Annotated in this window: 16 protein-coding genes; 8 read left to right on the forward strand and 8 right to left on the reverse strand. The window is 33.8% G+C overall.

From position 1 onward, the window contains the following. On the forward strand, nucleotides 1–705 hold a 705-nt coding region (prfB, locus tag VLC96_RS05960), incomplete at its 5' end, for a peptide chain release factor 2 (RefSeq protein ID WP_325261314.1). A gap of 78 nt (nucleotides 706–783) precedes the next feature. Here prfB and VLC96_RS05965 read toward each other — a convergent pair. Then, nucleotides 784–1,689: a phospholipase A gene (locus VLC96_RS05965; RefSeq protein WP_325261315.1), complete on the reverse strand. Its 906-nt coding sequence runs from the start codon at nucleotides 1,687–1,689 to the stop codon at nucleotides 784–786. 261 nt (nucleotides 1,690–1,950) lie between these two features. Here VLC96_RS05965 and glgP point away from each other — a divergent pair, with 261 nt between their 5' ends. From glgP to VLC96_RS05980, 3 genes are all read left to right on the forward strand, one after another. Further along, on the forward strand, nucleotides 1,951–3,612 hold the full coding sequence (gene glgP, locus VLC96_RS05970; RefSeq protein WP_325261317.1) for an alpha-glucan family phosphorylase: 1,662 nt from the start codon (nucleotides 1,951–1,953) through the stop codon (nucleotides 3,610–3,612). Between the two features lie 157 nt (nucleotides 3,613–3,769). Further along, entirely contained in the window at nucleotides 3,770–5,398 is a 1,629-nt protein-coding gene (locus VLC96_RS05975) for an acyl-CoA carboxylase subunit beta (RefSeq protein ID WP_325261319.1), read from the forward strand. A gap of 444 nt (nucleotides 5,399–5,842) precedes the next feature. Next, entirely contained in the window at nucleotides 5,843–9,307 is a 3,465-nt protein-coding gene (locus tag VLC96_RS05980; RefSeq protein ID WP_325261321.1) for a patatin-like phospholipase family protein, read from the forward strand. Between the two features lie 129 nt (nucleotides 9,308–9,436). Here the strand turns inward: VLC96_RS05980 and VLC96_RS05985 are convergent, their stop codons facing one another. The 3 genes from VLC96_RS05985 to VLC96_RS05995 form a co-directional block, all read right to left on the reverse strand. Next, the gene (locus tag VLC96_RS05985) at nucleotides 9,437–9,742 is read right to left on the reverse strand and encodes a protease inhibitor I42 family protein (RefSeq protein ID WP_325261323.1); all 306 of its coding nucleotides are present in this window, start codon (nucleotides 9,740–9,742) and stop codon (nucleotides 9,437–9,439) included. Between the two features lie 99 nt (nucleotides 9,743–9,841). Continuing rightward, nucleotides 9,842–10,243, reverse strand: a complete 402-nt coding sequence (locus tag VLC96_RS05990; RefSeq protein ID WP_325261325.1) for a hypothetical protein — start codon at nucleotides 10,241–10,243, stop codon at nucleotides 9,842–9,844. 29 nt (nucleotides 10,244–10,272) lie between these two features. Then, nucleotides 10,273–11,379 carry a C1 family peptidase gene (locus VLC96_RS05995; RefSeq protein ID WP_325261327.1) on the reverse strand — a complete coding sequence of 369 codons (1,107 nt, stop codon included), beginning with the start codon at nucleotides 11,377–11,379 and terminating at the stop codon, nucleotides 10,273–10,275. Between the two features lie 486 nt (nucleotides 11,380–11,865). Between VLC96_RS05995 and VLC96_RS06000 the strand changes: the two genes are divergently transcribed. Continuing rightward, entirely contained in the window at nucleotides 11,866–12,297 is a 432-nt protein-coding gene (locus VLC96_RS06000) for a DoxX family protein (protein ID WP_325261329.1), read from the forward strand. Nucleotides 12,298–12,392: 95 nt separating this feature from the next. Here the strand turns inward: VLC96_RS06000 and VLC96_RS06005 are convergent, their stop codons facing one another. Together VLC96_RS06005 and VLC96_RS06010 are read right to left on the reverse strand one after the other, a co-directional pair. After that, entirely contained in the window at nucleotides 12,393–13,433 is a 1,041-nt protein-coding gene (locus VLC96_RS06005) for an AMP-binding protein (RefSeq protein WP_325261331.1), read from the reverse strand. 42 nt (nucleotides 13,434–13,475) lie between these two features. Next, nucleotides 13,476–14,387: a CPBP family intramembrane glutamic endopeptidase gene (locus tag VLC96_RS06010; protein WP_325261332.1), complete on the reverse strand. Its 912-nt coding sequence runs from the start codon at nucleotides 14,385–14,387 to the stop codon at nucleotides 13,476–13,478. Between the two features lie 105 nt (nucleotides 14,388–14,492). On the opposite strand from VLC96_RS06010, the gene VLC96_RS06015 reads away from it, so the two are divergent. Together VLC96_RS06015 and VLC96_RS06020 are read left to right on the forward strand one after the other, a co-directional pair. Next, the gene (locus VLC96_RS06015; protein WP_325261333.1) at nucleotides 14,493–14,834 is read left to right on the forward strand and encodes an arsenate reductase family protein; all 342 of its coding nucleotides are present in this window, start codon (nucleotides 14,493–14,495) and stop codon (nucleotides 14,832–14,834) included. Nucleotides 14,835–14,914: 80 nt separating this feature from the next. After that, the gene (locus VLC96_RS06020; RefSeq protein ID WP_325261334.1) at nucleotides 14,915–17,434 is read left to right on the forward strand and encodes a TonB-dependent receptor; all 2,520 of its coding nucleotides are present in this window, start codon (nucleotides 14,915–14,917) and stop codon (nucleotides 17,432–17,434) included. Between the two features lie 165 nt (nucleotides 17,435–17,599). Here the strand turns inward: VLC96_RS06020 and VLC96_RS06025 are convergent, their stop codons facing one another. After that, complete coding sequence (locus VLC96_RS06025; RefSeq protein ID WP_325261387.1) at nucleotides 17,600–17,800, reverse strand: hypothetical protein; 201 nt, start codon at nucleotides 17,798–17,800, stop codon at nucleotides 17,600–17,602. A 339-nt stretch (nucleotides 17,801–18,139) separates the two neighbouring features. Between VLC96_RS06025 and VLC96_RS06030 the strand changes: the two genes are divergently transcribed. Beyond that, nucleotides 18,140–19,567: an L-serine ammonia-lyase gene (locus tag VLC96_RS06030; RefSeq protein WP_325261336.1), complete on the forward strand. Its 1,428-nt coding sequence runs from the start codon at nucleotides 18,140–18,142 to the stop codon at nucleotides 19,565–19,567. A 127-nt stretch (nucleotides 19,568–19,694) separates the two neighbouring features. Here VLC96_RS06030 and VLC96_RS06035 read toward each other — a convergent pair whose 3' ends face one another. Beyond that, entirely contained in the window at nucleotides 19,695–21,638 is a 1,944-nt protein-coding gene (locus VLC96_RS06035; RefSeq protein WP_325261338.1) for a KUP/HAK/KT family potassium transporter, read from the reverse strand. Nucleotides 21,639–21,691: the final 53 nt, after the last annotated feature.

Here is a 21,691-nt window from a genome sequence, read left to right on the forward strand (position 1 = left end):
GGTACCGAAAGTTGCGATTGGGCTTCGATGCTAATGCGTATGTACATGATGTGGGCCGAAAAAGAAGGTTACAAAATTCGCGAACTGAATTATCAGGAAGGTGATGTTGCAGGTATAAAAACTGTCACGCTCGAAATTGAAGGCGATTATTCTTTTGGATATTTAAAAGGTGAAAATGGCGTACACCGATTGGTGCGTATTTCTCCTTTTGACAGTAACGCCAAAAGACATACTTCGTTTGTGTCTGTTTATGTATATCCATTAGTTGATGATACTATCGAAATTGAAATCAACCCTGCCGATATCGAAATTACAACAGCGCGTTCCAGTGGTGCCGGAGGTCAAAACGTGAACAAAGTAGAAACCAAAGTACAATTGGTTCACAAACCAACCGGAATTCAGATTCAATGTTCAGAAACGCGTTCGCAACACGACAACAGACAAAGAGCCATGCAAATGTTGCGCTCCCAATTGTATGAAATAGAACTAAAAAAGCAACAAGAACAACGCTCAGATATTGAAGCTGGTAAAATGAAAATTGAATGGGGTTCGCAAATCCGTAATTACGTAATGCAACCTTATAAATTGGTAAAGGATGTTAGAACTGGAGAAGAAACCAGTGATGTTGACAGCGTAATGAATGGAAATATTGATCGATTCTTAAAAGCATATCTGATGATGATGGGACAACGTGAAGAAGAATAGTCTTTAGTATTAAGATTGCAGATCGCATAACTTGTAAAAACCCGAGAGTTTAAAAAAACTTTCGGGTTTTTATTTAAACTACAGCCATTCTATTAAAGAAATTCCCAGTCCAACTGTAGTCTGAAGATGATTATAATCAATTAGTGATTCCCCATAACCGTGAGAAATTTGCAAATACGCTTTCAAATTATTTTTGATCGGGTAAGACCAAGAAAGCTCAGCATATCCTTTTGGCAAAGAAGTAAAATTCATATTATAACTTCCATAAAATGCAACTGTGTGTCCATTTTTTGTATAAATTAAATTTAAATCAGTTCTCCCTGTATAATCTGAAATATCTGGATTGTCACCGCTATTATCAGATAAACCATACCATGTTCTCAAGTAAACAGTCCAATTTTTACGTTCTAATCCAGCATGCGCAATAACTCTATTTAAAGTCCTGGAAAATGGATCACTTTTCCCATTCGACAAGTGATTAAAAGCTATTCCGACCATTTTTGTGTTAAAGCCAAAAATTTTAAAATTTACCGGGAAATTTAAAATCACCTCAGGTTCATAATTTATTTCCCTAAAAGGACGCGAAAGGTCATGATTGTAAACCTGCCAAAATGATTTTTGAGTATAAGCAACCCATAAATCGGCGCTTTTCCACAAAACGCCTTGCAATACTTTTGTTTTAAAGCTCAATTGGAATTTTAGTTCAATATTATCATAATTTATACCTTCCGGAACAATGTATTCAGGGCTATTGTTTTCAGAATGTGGTTGATCATTGGGATGAGTTGAATATTTTCCCAACAAAATATAAATCGGTTTATAGGGCGTTAATAAAAAAGTACTTCTTACCGCTGTTGTATCAATTTCCCAGCGTTGAGTTAAATTTTTCGGCCGGGGACTATCAACATCCAAAGCCTGAATTTGAGCATTTGCCACAAATGAGAAGAACAGCAGAATAAAAGCCAATTTTATCGTAAATTTCATAACCGAAGGTCTTATTTATTAACAAATATACCTTTCTAAAAAAATAAAAAATTATAGATTCACAACCAATGAGTTACATAATTATCACTTCTTTTTAATCAAAAAACATTATAGATTACTATTTATCATTGCTACAACGATATAGAGCAAACAATCTGGCAAATAACACTTTACCAACATTTTTATAACATTTTCACCTCTTTGATGGAATACCTTTTTTTCTACATTTGCCCCAGCATCCCATTTCTAAATTACATGAAAATGAAAAAGTTACCTAAACAATACAGACATCCATATACATTCAATAAAAAATATCAAAAATCAGCTGTTTATTTCTCTATGGAATTTGCAATTGATCAAAGCCTTAAAATCTATTCTGGAGGTCTAGGCTTTTTAGCAGGATCACACATGCGAAGCGCTTATGATTTGAAACAAAATTTAATAGGAATCGGAATTTTATGGAAAAATGGATATTACGACCAATCCTTCAATGAAGATTCATCAATGGGAGCTCTTTTCAGAGAAAAGAATTATAGCTTTCTGGAAGACACCAATATCAAATTCACCATTAAAATCAATAATTGCGATGTTTGGATTAAAGCTTACTTCCTGAAACCAGAAACATTTGGAACAGTTCCAATGTTCTTCCTTTCTACGGATGTTCCTGAAAATGATTATTTAGCCAAATCAACTACATTTAGATTATACGATTCAAATCCAAGTGCCAAAGTAGCTCAAACAATGGTTTTGGGATTGGGTGGTGCCAAATTATTAGACGCTCTAGAGTATGAGCCGGAAATTTATCATTTAAACGAAGCACATGCACTTTCATCTGTTTTTCATTTGTATAACAAATACAACAGTGTAGATAAAATAAAAGAGAAATTAGTTTTTACAACACATACTCCCGAAGAAGCAGGAAACGAAAAACACGATATTCATTTCTTAGAAAACCTAAGCTTTTTTGATGGGATTCCGTTAGAGAAAGTTAGAGAAATAACCGGAATTTATGATAACACTTTTAATCATTCATTAGTTGCATTGCGATTAAGTCATAAAGCAAATGGTGTATCCAAATTACACGGTGAAGTTTCTAGAGAAATGTGGAAAGAAGCAACAGGAATTTGTCCAATCACACATATTACTAATGCTCAAAGCAAAAAATACTGGATAGACCCGTGGCTAAATGAGGCTCTTACTGCCAAAAAAAGAGAAAATTTAATCAGCCGCAAAAAACGATTAAAAGAAAAATTATTCGAAGTTGTTGCCGATCAAACTGGAAAAATATTTGATCCAAATGTTTTAACCATTGTGTGGGCAAGACGATTTGCAGATTATAAAAGACCCGATTTGATTACTCGAAATTTTGAAAAATTCAAAAGTTTAATGACAGATTCAGAAAAGCCAATCCAAATTATATTTGCTGGAAAACCTTATCCTTCAGATTATGGAGCGATTCACAATTTTGATAACCTTTCACGCATTAGCAAGGAATTCAAAAACATGGCGGTACTTGTTGGACATGAATTAAGATTATCTCGTGAGCTAAAAATGGGTGCTGATATTTGGTTAAATAATCCAAGAGTAACTAGAGAAGCTTCGGGAACTTCGGGAATGACAGCAGCAATGAACGGTGCCATCAACTTTTCTACTAATGATGGTTGGGTTCGCGAATTCCAGGAATTGAATAAAACTAAGAATTCATTTATATTACCAATTGTAGATCACAATTTGCCTGTCCACCAACAAGACGGAATGGATTTGGAAAATTTGTATAAAATGCTTGAAGAAGAAATCCTTCCGTTATATTATGATCAACCAAAAGATTGGTGGAATTTAGTAGAAACCAGCATGAAGCAAATTGTCCCATTCTTTGATTCTGCAAGAATGGTCGATGAATACTATATAAAGATGTACAATTAAACCTAACCTAAGGATTCAAATTAATTTTGAAGTACACAAAAGAGCCTCGTTATTTTAATAAATGCGGGGCTTTTTCTTTTTAATAAAAATTCAACTTACAAACCATTATCTTCATTCGTTTCCGTAAATTAGCGATCACATCAATTAGATTATACTTATGGATTTAAACTTCAATCAAAACGAAGATCACAATAAACTTTTAGTTTCTGAACTTAGACAGAAATTTGCCCAAATCAAAATTGGAGGCGGCGAAAAAAGAATTGAAAAACTTCATGCCGAAGGTAAAATGACCGCTCGGGAACGTATTGATTATTTGCTGGATCATAACAAAAAATCTATTGAAATCGGCGCTTTTGCTGGTAAAAAAATGTATAAAGAACATGGAGGCTGTCCGTCTGGAGGTGTAATTGTAAAAATTGGATATGTCAAAGGAAAACAATGCATTGTAGTCGCCAATGATGCCACGGTAAAAGCAGGAGCTTGGTTTCCAATTACTGCAAAAAAAAATCTAAGAGCTCAGGAAATTGCTATTGAAAACCGTTTACCGATAATTTATCTGGTTGATAGCGCAGGAGTTTATTTGCCTTTGCAAGACGAAATTTTTCCAGATAAAGAACATTTTGGACGTATTTTTAGAAATAATGCTATCATGAGCAGTATGGGAATCACTCAAATCGCGGCGGTTATGGGCAGTTGCGTAGCTGGCGGCGCATACCTTCCGATTATGAGTGACGAAGCTTTGATTGTGGATAAAACCGGAAGTATCTTTCTGGCCGGAAGTTATTTAGTCAAAGCTGCAATTGGCGAAACCATTGACAATGAAACATTAGGTGGGGCAACAACTCACTGTGAAATTTCTGGTGTCACGGATTACAAAGCCAAAGATGACAAAGATGCTTTGGACAAAATAAAAAACATAGTTGATAAAATCGGTGATTTTGACAAGGCTGGATTCAATCGTATCAAAGCAGAAAAACCAGCTTTGGACCCAAATGAAATCTATGGTATTCTGCCAAAAGCAAGAAACGAACAGTACGATATGATGGAAATTATTCGCCGACTGGTTGATAATTCCGAATTTGAAGCCTATAAAGAAGGCTACGGGCAAACTATCATTACCGGTTATGCCCGAATTGATGGTTGGGCGGTTGGAATTGTTGCTAATCAAAGAAAGGTTGTAAAAACTGCTAAAGGCGAAATGCAATTTGGAGGTGTTATTTATTCGGATTCTGCAGATAAAGCGACTCGTTTTATTGCTAATTGCAATCAAAAGAAAATTCCTTTGGTATTCATTCAAGATGTAACTGGATTTATGGTTGGCTCAAAATCCGAACATGGCGGAATTATAAAAGACGGCGCCAAAATGGTTAATGCAGTGTCGAATTCGGTGGTGCCAAAATTTACTGTGATTGTCGGAAATTCATACGGAGCAGGAAATTACGCAATGTGCGGAAAAGCATTTGATCCAAGGTTAATATTTGCTTGGCCAAGCGCAGAATTAGCCGTTATGGGCGGTACTCAAGCCGCCAAAGTATTGGCGCAAATAGAAGCTTCAGCATTAAAAAATAAAGGAGAAATTATAGACGAAGCCAAAGAAGCCGAACTATTTTCGAAGATAAAAAATCGTTACGACGAACAAGTTTCTCCCTATTATGCAGCCGCTCGATTGTGGACAGATGCGATAATCGATCCCTTAGAAACTAGTACATGGATATCAATGGGAATTGAAGCTGCTAACCACGCTCCTATCGAAAAACAATTTAATTTGGGTGTGATTCAGGTTTAAGCAATTTTATTCCATGAAAATTATGTAGAACATTTTCAATTCCTGAATTGTCTTAATATCAAAAATTCAAAACAAAACTCATCATTTTTCGTAAATTATTAAGCCTTTTTTTCAAAAGGCAATTTCTATATATTCTATTTATAGCATATTTGAATAATTCAAACTTAACGGATTCTTTAATTGTTGCATCGCTTCATTTTCTCAAAATACTATTCCAACATTCTGAAATTTTATTTTAAAACTTTTCAAATTCAACCGTTCCGACTTACTTTTTGAGAACTTTCAAAAAATCGAATAATACACTTAAAAGTTGTATGTTATTTTTAAATAATTAACAATAATTCAGATACAACGCATTACCAAATAGTTAATTATCTGTATATTTACATTTAACATTTTTTAACATGAGTAGTTTTATTTTATTTATAATCTAAACTTTTAACCATGGACATTGTAACTGATCTTACAGCTGAAGCAATATCTTATCTAAACCTTTTTCAGGATATTTTGAAAAGCAATCCTCAGAATACTTTCCCAAAAGAATTCTTAGATAGAAATTCCTGGAGCGATCTCGGAAAAAAAAGTGATAATGACTATGGTATAAATAAATTAACACCCAGTCAAATAGACGAGATAACAGACTTAGTCTGGCATAGCCCTGATAATTGTAAAGATGAGATTCTAGTAAGGACATATTTGGATATAATGTACGATCTTTTGGAATGGCTAGGTTCCAATATTGATATAAAATATAAAGACACACCAACAACAACGGAACTTTTATTGTTTAGGGTTTCGTTTTTTTGGCGGCAACAAATGCGAGCAGCACTTTATAAAGGAGAATTAAACGAACGCAAGAAACTTTCGGCCTTGCTTATGTATATGCCAGTACAGGTAATTCTTGCAATTACCGGCCAGAACAAATCAGCATATGAAATTCGTCTTTATCAATTTTATATCTCAAAAGATAACAAATATGATTATTCGAAAATTCTAAATGAAGTTGATTATAAAAATCATAAAACGTGGTGGAACAAAAATGAGGAGGAATCAATAAAATACCTTACAAATGATAAGTTGTTACTTAAACAATTGTTGAAAAATAATACGGAAAGAAAAATACGAACCGAATTTCCATTACCATTTGAAACATTATTTAATGATGAACTGGACGAAATTGATAAAGCCCGCAAGAAGCGAAGCGAGGAATGGAGAGTGTCAGTCACAAATGATAAAATTGCAGATGAAAATCTGAATAATGTAGCTTCTGAAAAAACTAAAATACATGATCCTATGTCCAGAGCTGTAGATTTAAAGCTTACTGGACTCGCCTTTTCCGGAGGCGGCATTCGTTCAGCCACATTTAATCTTGGTATATTACAAAGACTGGCAAGTCTGGACGTTTTAGAAAAAATAGATTATATATCAACAGTATCTGGTGGCGGTTATATAGGTACATGGTACACTTCGTGGATAAAAAGATCCGGATCTTTTAGCAAAGTTACCGATCAGTTATGTCCAGAAAAATCATCTGACCCATTTGCTGATGAAGTTCGCCCGATACGCTGGCTTCGAATGTTTAGTAATTATCTTTCTCCAAATGTAGGCATTATGTCACCAGACGCCTGGACATCAGGAATGACATGGCTTAGGAACACTCTTGTCAATCAGATATTATTATTGCTGGTATTGCTGACTGTTTTTTCTTTGATTCTGGATCTGTATAATGGTTGGGAAATTCTTGGGCAACTATTTAAAGGGTTTGAAAAAAAGAATGAAATTCCGTATTTTTTTATAAATCTTTTAATGCTTTTATTTGGAGCTTTTACTGCGGCATTTGCCATGCGATCTTATTATAAAGTTAAACGAAAAAGAAAAGTAGCTCGAGCCAAAGAAAAATTGATTTTTTTCAATTTTAACATTTCTTTTTTAACGAAAATATCTAATCTTCTTCCTTATATACTCATAATTTGGACCGTCATTTGTGCATTTCTGATCAGTACATTTATGTTTAACATAAGCATAGATGAAATTTCCCCTAAACATGAAGATATTTACAAATGGTTCTTTATTAATGTCTCACTTCCTTCATTTATTGCATTGATTATAGTAGCGTTATTGGGTAATTATCACAAAAGATATGATCTTATTCAATTAGGCAGGGCAAATGTTGTCAAGGAGAAATTGTCTAGTGAAGAAAGAAATCTCGTAAATAATAAAATCAATAATATTTTATTATTAATCATATTAACAGTATCCTCAGCTGCTGCTGCACTATTGTTAAGTGCATTACTTTATTTGTTTTGGAAAAATTATGAATTGCTATTGATTCTGATTAGAAATTTAAATAAAAACATAAGCTCAAATAAAGTAATGTTATTGATCGGCGTTCCTATCGTACTTGAAATTTTTTCTTTTGCAATAATAATGCGTATGGCGATAATGGGCAAAATGTTTCCTGATTACCGTCGGGAATGGTGGGGAAGAACAGGCGGTTATGTAAATCGGTTTGTGCTTTTCTGGATTCTTATTTGTTTTTCAATATTCATTATGCCTGATTTATGGTCAACTTCGTCAATTGTTTTGCCAGCTGCATGGGGCGGTTGGTTCGGGATAGTTGGTTGGGGAGTAAAAATAGCATTTTCATCAAAAGGTGATGAAGACCCAAATAAATCTAAGAGTATTGGCAATATCTTCGTTAAAATTATACCATTTATTTTTATGATTGGGGTACTGCTTATTGGTTCCTATATTATAAATCTGATTAGAGGAGGAAATAATGATTTTATAAATTATCTGACTACCATAGGTTTATTATTAGTTACACTCTTTTTAAGTTGGCGCGTTGGAGTTAATGAGTTTTCTCTTCACCATTTTTATCGCAACCGGCTTATAAGGGCTTTTATGGGAGCAACCCGCAGCAGAGAAGATCGTATTAAAACAGCAAATGTATTTACCGGTTTTGACACAAATGATGATATATTGTTATCCTCTATGAAAGTTGAAGACGGTTATTTTGGTCCTTATCCAATTCTTAATACCGCTCTTAATGCAACGGTTATTTCAGCACTAGACAGGCAAGATCGTAAAGCAGAATCATTTGTTTTTACACCTCTGTATTGTGGTTATGATTTTAGTCCTACTCGTCCGTCAACTTATGATGTGGATCATGTTTATGAATACGGCTATCGTCCTACCAATAAATTTTCTAACGAAAATGGAGGTCCAACTATTGGGACTGCAATGGCAATATCTGGAGCAGCTGTCAATCCCAATTGGGGACATCATTCATCTGCACCAATGGCTTTTTTGCTAACAATATTTAACGTTCGGCTGGGCTGGTGGATTGGTAACACGAGACTTAAAAGATGGAAAGATTCTGATCCAAGAGGTGGTTTATTGTACTTAATCCATGATCTGACTGGTAAATCCGACATCAGTATGGATTATGTATGTCTCTCTGATGGTGGCCATTTTGATAATATGGGGTTATATGAACTCATCAGAAGACGTTGTCATTATATTATATTAGGGGATGGCGAGCAGGATCAGGAAGTTGCATGCGAAGGTTTGGCAAATGCCATAAGAAGATGTCGAATCGATTTTGGTGTTGAAATTATCTTTGAGAATTTTGAAGATATTACAAAAAATGCTGAAAAACTGAAGAAAAAGCACATTCTGAAAGGTGAAATCATCTATCCTGGTGTACCAATAAAGGGAACATTAATTTATATTAAAGCAGCGTTAACAGGTGACGAACCTATTGATATAAGAGAATACGCCTTGGCAAATCCCGATTTTCCACAGCAGTCTACAGGTGATCAGTTTTTTGACGAAGCACAATTTGAAAGTTATCGCAAATTAGGTTATCATTCGATAAAAGATTTATCCGAATTGCACTTGCCATAATTTAAAATTAGAACGATGGATAATTTTATTGCTGATCGAAACAATAATTAGATCTATTATAGGCATAAAAAAAATCTCTATTATTCGTAATAGAGATTTCTTTTTATGAATTTGTGATGATGTATAAAACTAACTTTCTATTGTCACGTTGAAAGTATCCGCTGGATCATTTTCCCAAGAGTTACTAAGAACAATATGCAAGTCACTTACGCCCTCGTTATTAATCTCAAAATAGAAAGTTTTTATTCCGCCTGCACCCACTCCGTCACCTTCAGCTTCAAACTTATCTTCTTTGAAATGAATGTGTTTATCATCTAAAGATTGAATTTTCCAAATATATCCTGTGGTTGGATTTTCTTCCAATTGCACTTTAATCGCCTCGCCTTTTTTAGACTTGATTTTCTTCCCATTAAATGTTTTATTTATCACTATCATTGTCTTACTTTTTTTAATTAAAACAAAAAAAACACCTGAAAAGTCGTTGTAATTTAGGAAAATAACAAGCTTCTTTTCAGATGTCTTAAAGATATAAAATTACCAAACGTAAATTTGAGTCACTTGTCCACCATCAAGAAAATAGTTAACAGGTGAGTTTTTGACTTTTCCTGCTGTAGAAAATACAGTAAGAGCTTCGTTAGCCGAGTCAATAGTATTGGCTAATTTTACCCATCCAATACCTACAACACTAATCCAGGAATTACGAGTTTCATTGACTGAAAACAATGCATTTATCCTTTTATCATTGTTCCATACGCCTGCTCCAAAGCCATCTTCAGCAGCATAATTTATAGCTGAAGGTGGAGTTAAAGTTGGAGCCGCTTCATCACTACTTATTGATGATGAACTTTCTATTTTTTCCACTGCTAAAGATGGAACACTTGCACCCTCTGTCTCAACTTGAGCAATTGGAGGATTATTTACTGGTGACTTTGCCATAATATTTATTTTTTAAATTAATTTTTTTTTTAGAATACATACACTTGTTGGATTAAACCATCCTTAATTACCACGTTGACATTTGAATTTGTAATTTTTGCTGAAGCCAACTGATTAGCCATGTTAATGAAAGCGGCATCATTCAAATTACCGATTTTTTTCCAACCGTTTCCACCACTTAAATACACCCACGCGTTTCTTGTTTCATTAATTGTCCATAATCCTTGAACTTTTACAGTATTAATATTGTAATCATTTACAATTCCGGTAACTCCATACACTTGACCTTCAATACCACAGTCTCCAAAAGCAATTTTAAAAAAACCAGACTCACCAAAATTAGTTCCCCAACTATTTTTACATATCCAGTATTTACCTGCGGTATCATAGCCTACAATACAAACACAATGTCCTCCCAATAGTTCTCCAGTAATATGTTTATAAACACCCGATCTATAATTATAGAAATCTCTATAAACGCTAAAACAAGCTTCTACAGGACCTTTGGTAGCAATATATTCCTTGATAGCTTCAATACCATTGATTTTTGAATAACCAGTTATCTTCGTAAGATTACTATCCCACCCAGCAAGTTTCCCTGAACAATTTTGATCACCAGCTGTATATGGATAATATACTTCTTGTGTTACACCAGCTGACTGAAAAAAGCTTAATGCTCTATCAGGCCACCAACCGTTGCCACAATTGCGACTTTCTGATCTTGCGTGGCAATAAAAAAGGTGCGCTTCCGATAGATCGATAGCATAAGTTGCGCCACGCAAAATTTTAACTTGACTTTCTACCGAGGCAATTGTACCAAATGCCACACAAGAACCGCAATTTCCTTGATTTTTTACTGCGGTAACAAAATTCCCACCATTATTGCGCCAATCTAAACCTGCCGGCGCGCCAAAAGAATCCGCTGCTGAAGCAGCTAAATATTGATTCAAGGCTGCCGAACATTGCTGTTCTTGTTCTTCTAAACTTGGATCCCCAGGTCCTGGTGTATATCCAAGAAGAATTAATTTAGCGTTTTCAGATAATTCCGATACACTTGTAATACCTGCTTCCCAATTAGCATCTGAACTTGCAATTGCTTCCTGAATTGCTCTAAGTTCTAATTTTTCTTTTGCCATTTTTAATAAAATTATGCACCTACTCTTTGATTGGATTTTCGGCTTATTCCATTTTTTTAGAAATTGTAATTAAATGATAATCAAATAATTGAATACAAAACAACAACAATAAAAAGCATTTTATTTCAGTATAATCACGATATTTCGATAGGTGTTTTCCACAATAATCACCATATCAAAGACTATTTCGATACTTGAAAGCTGATGTTACAAAAAATGGTAATTTGGAATTTCTTTATTTAAAAAGATGAAGATTATAATTAAATAGTCACGTAGCTACTTTAATAGTGGAATCAAGCGCTACTAGTGGGCAATAATTTTTTAAAATGATTTAACGTCATCTTAAGGTTCAAATGCTTCCTTAAAAAAATTAAATTCATATAAATATTCCATAAAAAAAACATAATCCACATTTTTTGGCGCTAAAATCAGACTTATGTCGTTAATAATTAATAACTTAGTATATTAATTTTAAACCAAAAAAATATGAACAATGTAAAAAGCTTAAATAAGTGGGCCAATGCGCATACTTATTTGCCATTAGATCTACTTCGAATGGGTCTTGGTGTTTTTTTATTTATGAAAGGTGTTTATTTTGTATCAAACACTCAATATTTGGTCGATTTACTATCACCTATCGACAGGTTCGATAAGTTTGGGGGAGGAATGTTTTTAGTTCATTATATTGCACCAGCCCATTTAATTGGAGGAATTCTGATTTTCTTTGGTTTATTAACCCGCTGGGCAATTATAGCGCAATTACCAATTTTATTTTGTGCAGTTATAATCAACTTTATGGGGCATATGCATCAACAAAATTTATTATTAGCAATACTGACACTCGGTTTATGTATCTTTTTTGCCATTTATGGTGGCGGTAAAAATTCTGCCGATTATTATTTTAAAATGGAAAAATAATTGTTTCCAATCATTTCATTACCTGAAAAAGTTACAAAAAAAAGCTGTCTAACTAGACAGCTTTTTTCATACAATATTATTAAACTCGAGTATAACTAATTTTTACTTTCGTCCCTCATTATCTTTCCTGTTGGGGTTTCTTTGAACTTTGGAATAAAAATAATTTCTTTTGGTTTTTCATATTTATTTAAAACATTAAAAACGGAAGGATTAATATCAAATGATTCTCCTTCAACGTACAAAACCACTTTTTCGCCCAAAGTGTCATCTTGTTTCCCCGCAACAAAATAACGTCTCGGAATTAATGTTGACAATTTACCTTCTACTTGTTCTGGTAAAATTTTAATTCCACCGCTGTTAATTACATTATCAATACGGCCTAACCAAATAAATTGCTTGTCTGAAATTAATTTTACCAAATCATGAGTAACAATTTTTTCATCTCTGATATTTTTTGCCAGAATCTCCAAACACTGGTTTTCATCTACTGAAACTGTAACGTTTGGCAAAGTCGTAAAAGCCTCTTCTCCAATTCTTTTGGCAGCAATATGAGTGATTGTTTCTGTCATTCCGTACGTTTCATAAATCTCTACTGGAAGTTTAAGTAATTCTTCTTCGAGTGATTTATTTACCTTGGCTCCGCCTACAATTATCTTTTTGATATTGGTTAATTTGTCAACTGAGTTTTTTGCTTGCAAAGGCACCATTGCAGCAAAATCATATTTTTGATCATTATATTCTAATGGATGAGAACTTGGTGCAACAAAATCCAAATCTAAACCTAAAACAAAAGCACGAATAAACATCATTTTTCCGGCTACATATTTTGCAGGCAAACAGTGCAATACTCTATTTCCTGGTTCCAATCCAAAAAATTCTCCTGTCGAAATAGCCGAATGAACCATCGCATCTTTTTGAATTCTAATGCTTTTCGGCTTTCCGGTGGTTCCAGAAGTAGACATATCAATATACGACTTATCATCAAACCAATCTAATACGAAATCTCCAACTGCTTGCTCAAAATCGGCACCTTCTTTTATAAAGCTATAAGCAACTCTACATAAATCTTCTTTGGTCAAATGGTAACCATTTATTTTAAAATGGCTGTGCACACTTTTGTAAGTTATTGTACTCATACTATAAAATATTGATTGTTGTTTTAAATTATTAAATATGATCTATTCTAAGGTTCCAGTCAATTTTTCTTTCCAATCAGACCACTTATATTTTCTACCAAATATAATCAAAAGCACAGGATAAATCACTATCACAGGCAATATAATATCAAATCCAGCCGTTGGTTCCGACACATCTTTTAAAACAGAATAAGTTTGAAAAGCAGACCAATCCGAAGTTACTAATAAAGCTCCAATTAAATTATTGGCAGCATGAAAACCAAGAGCCAATTCCATTCCGTCATCCATCAAAGTTATTATTCCCAACAGCAATCCGGTACCAATATAATAGACCAAAATTATATTGCCCATTTTTAAAACTTCTGGATTAAAAATATGTAGTAATCCAAAAATAGTTGAAGTCATAATTAATGGCAACCATTTATTTTTGGATAAATTGCCAAATCCCTGCATTAAATATCCACGAAAAACTAATTCTTCGACAGTTGTTTGTACTGGGATTAATAAGGTTGCAATCACGAATAAAATCAAAAAAGGGCCAAGCTGAAAATTAATTTTATAGTCAGAAGGATTTAAATAATAAGTAATTAATGTAGAAACCGCCATAAATATAGCCCATAACGAAAATGAAAATATGACTCGTTTCCAATCTATATTTTTTCTTGCCGTAATGATTGAAATAAACTTTTGATGATGAATATAACGAACGATAAGATAAATCGCTCCAAGAATCACAACGTAAGAAAAAAGCAAAAGAAACAAATTCAAGTTTGGCTCTAAAAAATTCATTAATTCTGAATCGGTGGAGGGAAATGGTTTTCCTTTTAGAGTTTCAAATAAAATTACCGCCAACATTGGAATTTGCCCCAAAAATGATGCTCCAATAATAATTAACATCCCCAAAAAATACTTTCCAAATTTGTTTTCTTCATTTATTCCCTGCTCTATAAACATATATTTTTTTTCTAAAATTATACCTCAAATAGTATTTCAAATCTTATTTTTGCTGGCTCTAAAATAGCTATTCTATTTTATAACAACTCATATTTTACTCAAAAAATGATACAAATTTACCATAATCAACGTTGCGGAAAATCAAGAAATTGTTTGCTGGTTTTGCAGGAATCAAACAAGGAATTCGAAATTATCAATTACTTAAACACTCCTCCTACCGCTGCTGAATTAATCTTATTATTAAAAAAATTAAATTTCACTCCAATTGAATTAGTCCGAAAAAAAGAAAGCATCTGGATAGAGAATTACAAAGGAAAAACTCTTACTGATGATCAAATTATTCAAGCAATGGTAGAGAATCCAATTCTTATAGAACGTCCAATTGTTGTCAAAGGTGACCAGGCAATTATTGGACGAGATTTAGACCTAGTCATTCCATTTATTTAAATATTAACATAAGTTTAAGAACTGTCATTTAAACTATTTCCCCATTTCAACGTCTTACGGACTAATCTATTTATCAAAAAATGAAAAATTTCAACCTTACTTTAGTCCTATTATTTTTGTTTTTAGGACTATCTAACTTTGCACAGCAAGGCCCCCCAGCATTTAACAAAGTCAAAGTAACTGGAAAAATTGTAGACAAAAAAAGCAATCAACCATTAGAATATGCTACAATTACTTTAAAAAATCAAAAATTTCCTAAAGCCATTTCGGGAGGAATCACCAATAACAAAGGAGAATATGAAGCTGATGTGATTCCTGGAACTTATGATATTACTGTCGAATTTATTTCGTTCAAATCAGTTAGTATAAAAGGTAAAAATATTAGCGGAAAAACGACATTAGAAACTATCGCTCTCGAAGATGATGCTTCGCAATTGGATGAAGTTGTTGTTCGTTCTGAAAAGTCATCAGTTGAAATCAAACTGGACAAAAAAGTATATAATGTTGGTCAGGATATGATGGTAAAAGGAGGAACAGTAAGCGATGTTCTTGATAATGTACCATCAGTTTCTGTTGACACAGAAGGGAATGTGAGTCTAAGAGGAAGCGATAATATCCGAATTTTAATTGACGGAAGACCATCTTACGCCGTAAACATCGCAGAAGCATTAAGACAACTTCCTGCTGATGCTATTGATAAAGTTGAAGTTATCACCAATCCTTCTGCACGATATGATGCCGAAGGTGGTTCTGGAATAATCAATATCATTCTTAAAAAAGGGAAAAATCAAGGTTTTAACGGAACAATTATTGCTTCTGGAGGAATTCCTGAAACGTATGGTTTGAGTGCCAATGTCAATTACAAAACAGAAAAGTTAAACTATTTCACTACTGTGGGCTATAACCACAGAACAAATGAAGGTGGTGGTAAAACCAATTCTCAGTATTTTAATGATGATGGTTCTGTTAAAAATTATTTAGACGAGGACCGTGACACAAAAAGAACCAATGATGGTTTTAACGGAAGAGCCGGCCTTGAATGGACTGTTGCTCCAAATACATATTGGACAAATGCTATTAATTATGAAAAGTATACTGGCGATACCGAGGATTTAATTAATTACAACAACTATGATGCAGCCCATGTTTTCACAACCAGCTCATATCGTTTGAATACGGGAGATAGTGGTAGTGAAAATGTATCATATACTTCAAACTTAATTAAAAACTTCAACGACAAAGGGCACAAACTTACAGTTGATGCTTCTGTTTCAAGAAATACTGATGATAACCAAAGTATTATTACGGGTTCTGATAATTACAACAACACCTTAAATAATCAGGTCCAAAAGCAAGCACAAATTCAAGCTGATTATGTTCTTCCATTGGGAGAAGGGAGTCAATTTGAAGCGGGATATAAAGGAAATTTTGGAGATTTAAATAATATATATTCTGTTAAGGACGAAAATGGAAATCCAATTTCAAACTTATCAAATACTTTAGAATACAAAGAAAACATCAATGCGCTTTACACACAGTATGGTTTCAAAGCAAATAAATTCTCTTATTTGTTTGGATTGCGTTGGGAAGACACGAATATTCATGTAAACTTATTAGAGGACCCAAAAGATTTTAATACTAAAAAGTATAACAACTTTTTTCCAAGTGCTTTCATTAGTTATGAACTTTCAGATCAAAGTAACATTACAACAAGTTACAGCAAGCGTCTATCAAGACCTAGAGGTCGTTTTATGAATCCTGCCGTTAATTATTCAAGTAATGTTAATATTTTTCAAGGAAATCCAGATTTAGATCCAGCCTTAACAGATAAATTTGATATTGGATATATTAAACGTTGGGAAAAAGTAACTTTCACTACTTCTGCTTATTTTGAAAGCACTAAAGATGTTTTCAGCTTTGTAAGATCTCCAACCGGTGACTTCGTAACTCCTGATGGTGAGGTGGTAACTCCATCTCCAGGTGAAGAAATTATAGGGATTCCAGTTATAAAAAGTCAGCCAATTAACTTAGGAAAAGAGCAAAAAATAGGTTTTGAATTTACTTTAAATTATACCCCATTCAAAGTATGGAGAATAAACAGTAATTTCAATTTCTATAATGTAAAAACAACAGGAGAGCACAGTTACACTGATACGACAGGAAAACTTGTAGTACAAGACCTTAACAATCAGGCTACAACTTGGTTTGCAAGAGTAAACTCAAAATTAACTTTGCCATACAAAATCGATTGGCAATTGAATGGTACTTATAACGGGGAACAAAAAACTGCACAAGGGAAAAACTTGGATCAATTTTCTATGAACACAGCTTTCAGTAAAGATATAATGAAAGACAAAGCTACAATAGCGTTCAATATTAGTGATATTTTCAATACGAGAATTATGAGATCTTATACTTATTTTACAGACGAAGTAACAAATCTCCCAACTCAAATCTCGTATGGTGAAATGCAATTCCGTAAACGTCAATTTAATTTATCATTTACTTACCGTTTCAATAAATCTAAAAACGACAGAGAAAAGAATCAAACTCCTAGAAATGAAGGTGGCGGAGATGGCGGAGGAGAATTTCCTGGATAATCTTAAACCAGACACAATAAAAAAAGGATTCGTTATAGCGAATCCTTTTTTTATAATTTTGACTTTGGGTAAAAATTTCTTGCGTATCTTTTTATATACAAAAAAACATAAAAAAAGGACTCGTAATAACGAATCCTTAATTTCTTTGCAAAGTAAAAAATGAGACTAAGCCTCTTCTTCTTCTCTTTGTTTTGCTCTCTTTTCTTTATATGCTTCCCAAGATGCTCCCGTTACCCAATAAGATAAGAAACCAACTAAGAAAAACATTAACCAAAATCCCATTGTAAGGATGGTTAAGAAAAGTAAAAAGCCTAAATACTGTTGAAATTCAAACATGTTTTCCGGAATTTTTGAATGTAGCGACAAATATAGTTTTTAAATCGTTTCACACCAATAAAATCAACAAAAACTGCACTACTTTTTTTAAATATCTTAACAGATGAATGTTGCTGCGTTTCGAAGTCATTAAGGATGAAGATTTAATAGTCTGATTTTTCAATTAGACAACCTGGGATTGACGTAAAAGTGCTCATTTTTAGTAAAAAACAAAAAAATCTCAATGAACACAAAACCATTTTACCTGCCCTATTATTTAATTAACATAATTATCTGATTTTTTAATTCACAAATTATCATTTATTCAAACATTACAATCATTTTTACCTAAATTAATAATTATATTTGTTCTTCTATAAATATAACTTCATGGAAGAATGTATCTCTGTTTTTGATATGCTAAAAATTGGTGTCGGTCCTTCGAGCTCGCATACACTAGGCCCTTGGCGTGCTGCCGAACGTTTTCTAGAGGAATTAAGAAGTGATTTTGATATCAATACAATATCAAGAATAAAAGTGGATTTGTATGGTTCTCTTTCATTAACTGGAAAAGGACACGCAACCGATTTGGCGATTATGCTTGGTCTAAGCGGTCAAGATCCCGAATACATTCCGGTGCAAAATATTGATGGAATCATCAAATCAATAGAAAGCAAAAATGAAATCAATCTCGGAAACCAAATCCATATTCCTTTTTATATTCTTCAGGATATTGTTTTCAATAAAAATTTCCTTCCTTTTCATGCAAATGGATTGACTTTTACTGCCTATTTCAATAATAATACCGAGTACAGCAGTACATTTTACTCCATAGGCGGTGGTTTTGTTGTAAAGGAAGAACGAGAAAATGCCCAAAAGAAAAACGCTATCAAATGTGCTTTTCCTTTCCCTATCAACAAAGCTTCGGAATTGTTAGCTTATTGTAAAAATGAAAACAAAGCCATTTCGGAAATAGTTTACGCCAACGAAAAGTCGATGAAACCAGAAGCAGAAATTCATCATGAGTTAATGCGAATTTGGAATACGATGCTGGAATGCATGTACATTGGTTGTCATTCTCAAGGAATGCTTCCCGGAGGATTGCATGTTCACCGCCGCGCTTTTGATTTGCATCAAAGTTTGATTGGTCTGTCTAATTATTCCAATCCCCAAGAATGGCTGGAAGAAATTAGAAAAACCGAAGTTAAATTTCGCCAGATCCTGAAATGGGTAAGTTGTTTTGCACTTGCCGTAAATGAAGTAAATGCTGCGCTGGGCCGAGTGGTAACCGCTCCTACCAATGGAAGCGCCGGAGTAATTCCGGCGGTTTTAATGTACTATTTGGTTATCGAAAACCATCAAGGTGGTGAAAATGAAATCAAGAAATTCTTGATGGTTGCTGGCGAAATAGGAAGTATTTTCAAAAAAGGATCAACCATTTCTGCAGCAATGGGCGGATGTCAGGCTGAAATTGGAGTATCGAGTGCAATGGCCGCCGGTGCATTATGCGAATTAATGGGCGGAACTCCTGAACAAGTAATAATGGCCGCCGAAATCGCGATGGAACATCATTTAGGACTTACATGTGACCCAATTGGTGGACTAGTTCAAATCCCTTGTATAGAACGTAATACGATGGGAGCAATAAAAGCAATTAATGCCGCAGAACTCGCCTTGGCAACCGATGCAAAAAATGCCAAAGTCTCGTTAGATAAAGTAATAGACACGATGTGGCAAACTGCCAAAGACATGAATTCAAAATACAAAGAAACCTCCGAAGGCGGATTGGCCGTTGCTGTGAATATGGCGGATTGTTAGGTAATAAGATAATTTGGAAATTAGAAAATTAGATAATTGACAAACTGGATAAGACCCAATCAACCAATTATCTAATTTTCAAATTTTCTAATTTTCAAATTATCTAATTTCCAAATTATCTCATTATCTAATTGACCAATTTCCTATCCAATTCCAGTTTTGTAATAGGATGATAAACGATAGGGATTTCTTCGACAACTACATCACTTTTATCAAGGCCGAAAGCCCTAGTATCTGACAATGACATATTTTTCAACATATAATAGGAGTTCAATAAAATGCCATCACTTATAGAAAATTCATTTTCAACCGATAAAAACTTTTCGATAATTACGAATTTAAAATCGGGTTCCGGATTATATTTTGTTGAACCATCGGAGCGAATATGCAAATTCAGTTCTTTATTATTAATAAGATTTTGAACAATTCGTTTGAAATACAATTCGACTTTTGGCTGAATTCTAAAACCAATATTCAAGACAATCTTAATCACTTTATCGCTCACCAATTCTATAACTTCATAATTCAAATCAAAAGGTGAATTGGTTCTGTTGATGTGAAAAAACCAATATACGTCGGCTCTTTTGGGTTTCTTGGAAAAAATAGAATTCAATATTTTTTCTTCAATTTCATAATTTCGATCTGCTTTTGATAAATAAATTAAATGAGTCGAATATTTCGGAATGGTAACATCATTACTCAGTTCCAAAAATTTAGCTCCGTACTCTGTCAAATTAGTAAATTTCACCAATTTATTATTGATTTTTCTGGAAAAGAACCAAACGTACATTGTCATAAATATGAATAACTCGAAAAACAAAAACATCCAGCGTTCTTTGATTTTGACAATATTGGCAGCAAAAAACGCAATTTCAATAATCACAAAAACAGTAATAATTACAGTAATCAACACCCTGTTTAATTTTTTGATATAAATCAGATAATAATTCAAAAGAACGGTAGTCATCAGCATCGCTATGGTTATTGAAAATCCATAAGCTGCCTCCATATTAGTAGAAGTTCTGAAATACAAAACCATCAAAATACAGCCTACCCATAAAATCGTATTTACCGATGGAATATAAATCTGACCTTTCAAATTAGTTGGATTTTTCATTGTCACACGCGGCCAAAAATTTAGAGACACCGCTTCATTAATTAATGTAAATGAACCGCTTATCAAAGCTTGCGAAGCAATAATGGCAGCAAAAGTTGATATGAGAACACCCCAAAACAAAAACCATTGTGGCATGATGGCATAAAAAGGATTCTTGCCTTCTAGAAAAGGATGGCTTTGGTTCATCAACCAAGAAGCCTGACCCAAATAATTAACTACTAACGCAATTTTTACAAAAATCCAAGTTATTCTGATATTGCTTTTTCCACAATGTCCTAAATCCGAATACAATGCCTCGGCTCCGGTAGTGCAAAGAAAAACAGCTCCTAATAACCAAAATCCATGGGGATATTCAACCAATAACTCATACGCATACATCGGATTCAAAGCCGTTAAAATTGCCGGATGCTCTAAGATTTGGACAAACCCTAAAATTAAAAGCATCGAAAACCAAACTACCATAGCCGGACCAAAAAAAAAGCCTACTTTTTGAGTTCCGAAACGCTGAAAAACAAAGAGCCCAGATAATATTACAATAACTATTGGAAGTATTGGAATATTGGGTACCACATCTCCAAGTCCCTCCACTGCCGAAGTAACAGAAATTGGGGGCGTGATAATTCCATCCGCCAAAAGCGTAGTCGCTCCCAAAATGGTTGGAATTACTAATTTTCCTTTCCCAAAGCGTTTGACCAAAGCATAAAGAGAAAAGACCCCGCCTTCACCGTGATTGTCGGCGGATAGTGTCAGCAATACATATTTAAAAGTCGTTTGAAAAGTCAGTGTCCAAAACACACACGAAATTCCTCCATAAACCAGCAATTTTGATATTTCTCTTTGACCAATAATTGCTTTCATCACATATAACGGACTCGTTCCGATATCTCCGTAAATAATCCCAAATGCAACCAAAAGTGATGCTGCCGTAACTTTTTGAACTGTCGTAGTATTCATTTTATTTAAATTATCATTGTATATATTTCAATCTTTTGAGCATGCAAAACCCT

Origin of the sequence: Flavobacterium sp. (assembly GCF_035456085.1) — a bacterium.
Lineage (GTDB): Bacteria > Bacteroidota > Bacteroidia > Flavobacteriales > Flavobacteriaceae > Flavobacterium.

Excerpts from the sequence above, each read along its gene's own strand:
- VLC96_RS05965 (WP_325261315.1), bottom strand. The coding sequence starts at position 1,689 with ATGAAATTTACGATAAAATTGGCTTTTATTCTGCTGTTCTTCTCATTT.
- glgP (WP_325261317.1), top strand. The coding sequence starts at position 1,951 with ATGAAAAAGTTACCTAAACAATACAGACATCCATATACATTCAATAAA.
- VLC96_RS05975 (WP_325261319.1), top strand. The coding sequence starts at position 3,770 with ATGGATTTAAACTTCAATCAAAACGAAGATCACAATAAACTTTTAGTT.
- VLC96_RS05980 (WP_325261321.1), top strand. The coding sequence starts at position 5,843 with ATGGACATTGTAACTGATCTTACAGCTGAAGCAATATCTTATCTAAAC.
- VLC96_RS05985 (WP_325261323.1), bottom strand. The coding sequence starts at position 9,742 with ATGATAGTGATAAATAAAACATTTAATGGGAAGAAAATCAAGTCTAAA.
- VLC96_RS05990 (WP_325261325.1), bottom strand. The coding sequence starts at position 10,243 with ATGGCAAAGTCACCAGTAAATAATCCTCCAATTGCTCAAGTTGAGACA.
- VLC96_RS05995 (WP_325261327.1), bottom strand. The coding sequence starts at position 11,379 with ATGGCAAAAGAAAAATTAGAACTTAGAGCAATTCAGGAAGCAATTGCA.
- VLC96_RS06000 (WP_325261329.1), top strand. The coding sequence starts at position 11,866 with ATGAACAATGTAAAAAGCTTAAATAAGTGGGCCAATGCGCATACTTAT.
- VLC96_RS06005 (WP_325261331.1), bottom strand. The coding sequence starts at position 13,433 with ATGAGTACAATAACTTACAAAAGTGTGCACAGCCATTTTAAAATAAAT.
- VLC96_RS06010 (WP_325261332.1), bottom strand. The coding sequence starts at position 14,387 with ATGTTTATAGAGCAGGGAATAAATGAAGAAAACAAATTTGGAAAGTAT.
- VLC96_RS06015 (WP_325261333.1), top strand. The coding sequence starts at position 14,493 with ATGATACAAATTTACCATAATCAACGTTGCGGAAAATCAAGAAATTGT.
- VLC96_RS06020 (WP_325261334.1), top strand. The coding sequence starts at position 14,915 with ATGAAAAATTTCAACCTTACTTTAGTCCTATTATTTTTGTTTTTAGGA.
- VLC96_RS06030 (WP_325261336.1), top strand. The coding sequence starts at position 18,140 with ATGGAAGAATGTATCTCTGTTTTTGATATGCTAAAAATTGGTGTCGGT.
- VLC96_RS06035 (WP_325261338.1), bottom strand. The coding sequence starts at position 21,638 with ATGAATACTACGACAGTTCAAAAAGTTACGGCAGCATCACTTTTGGTT.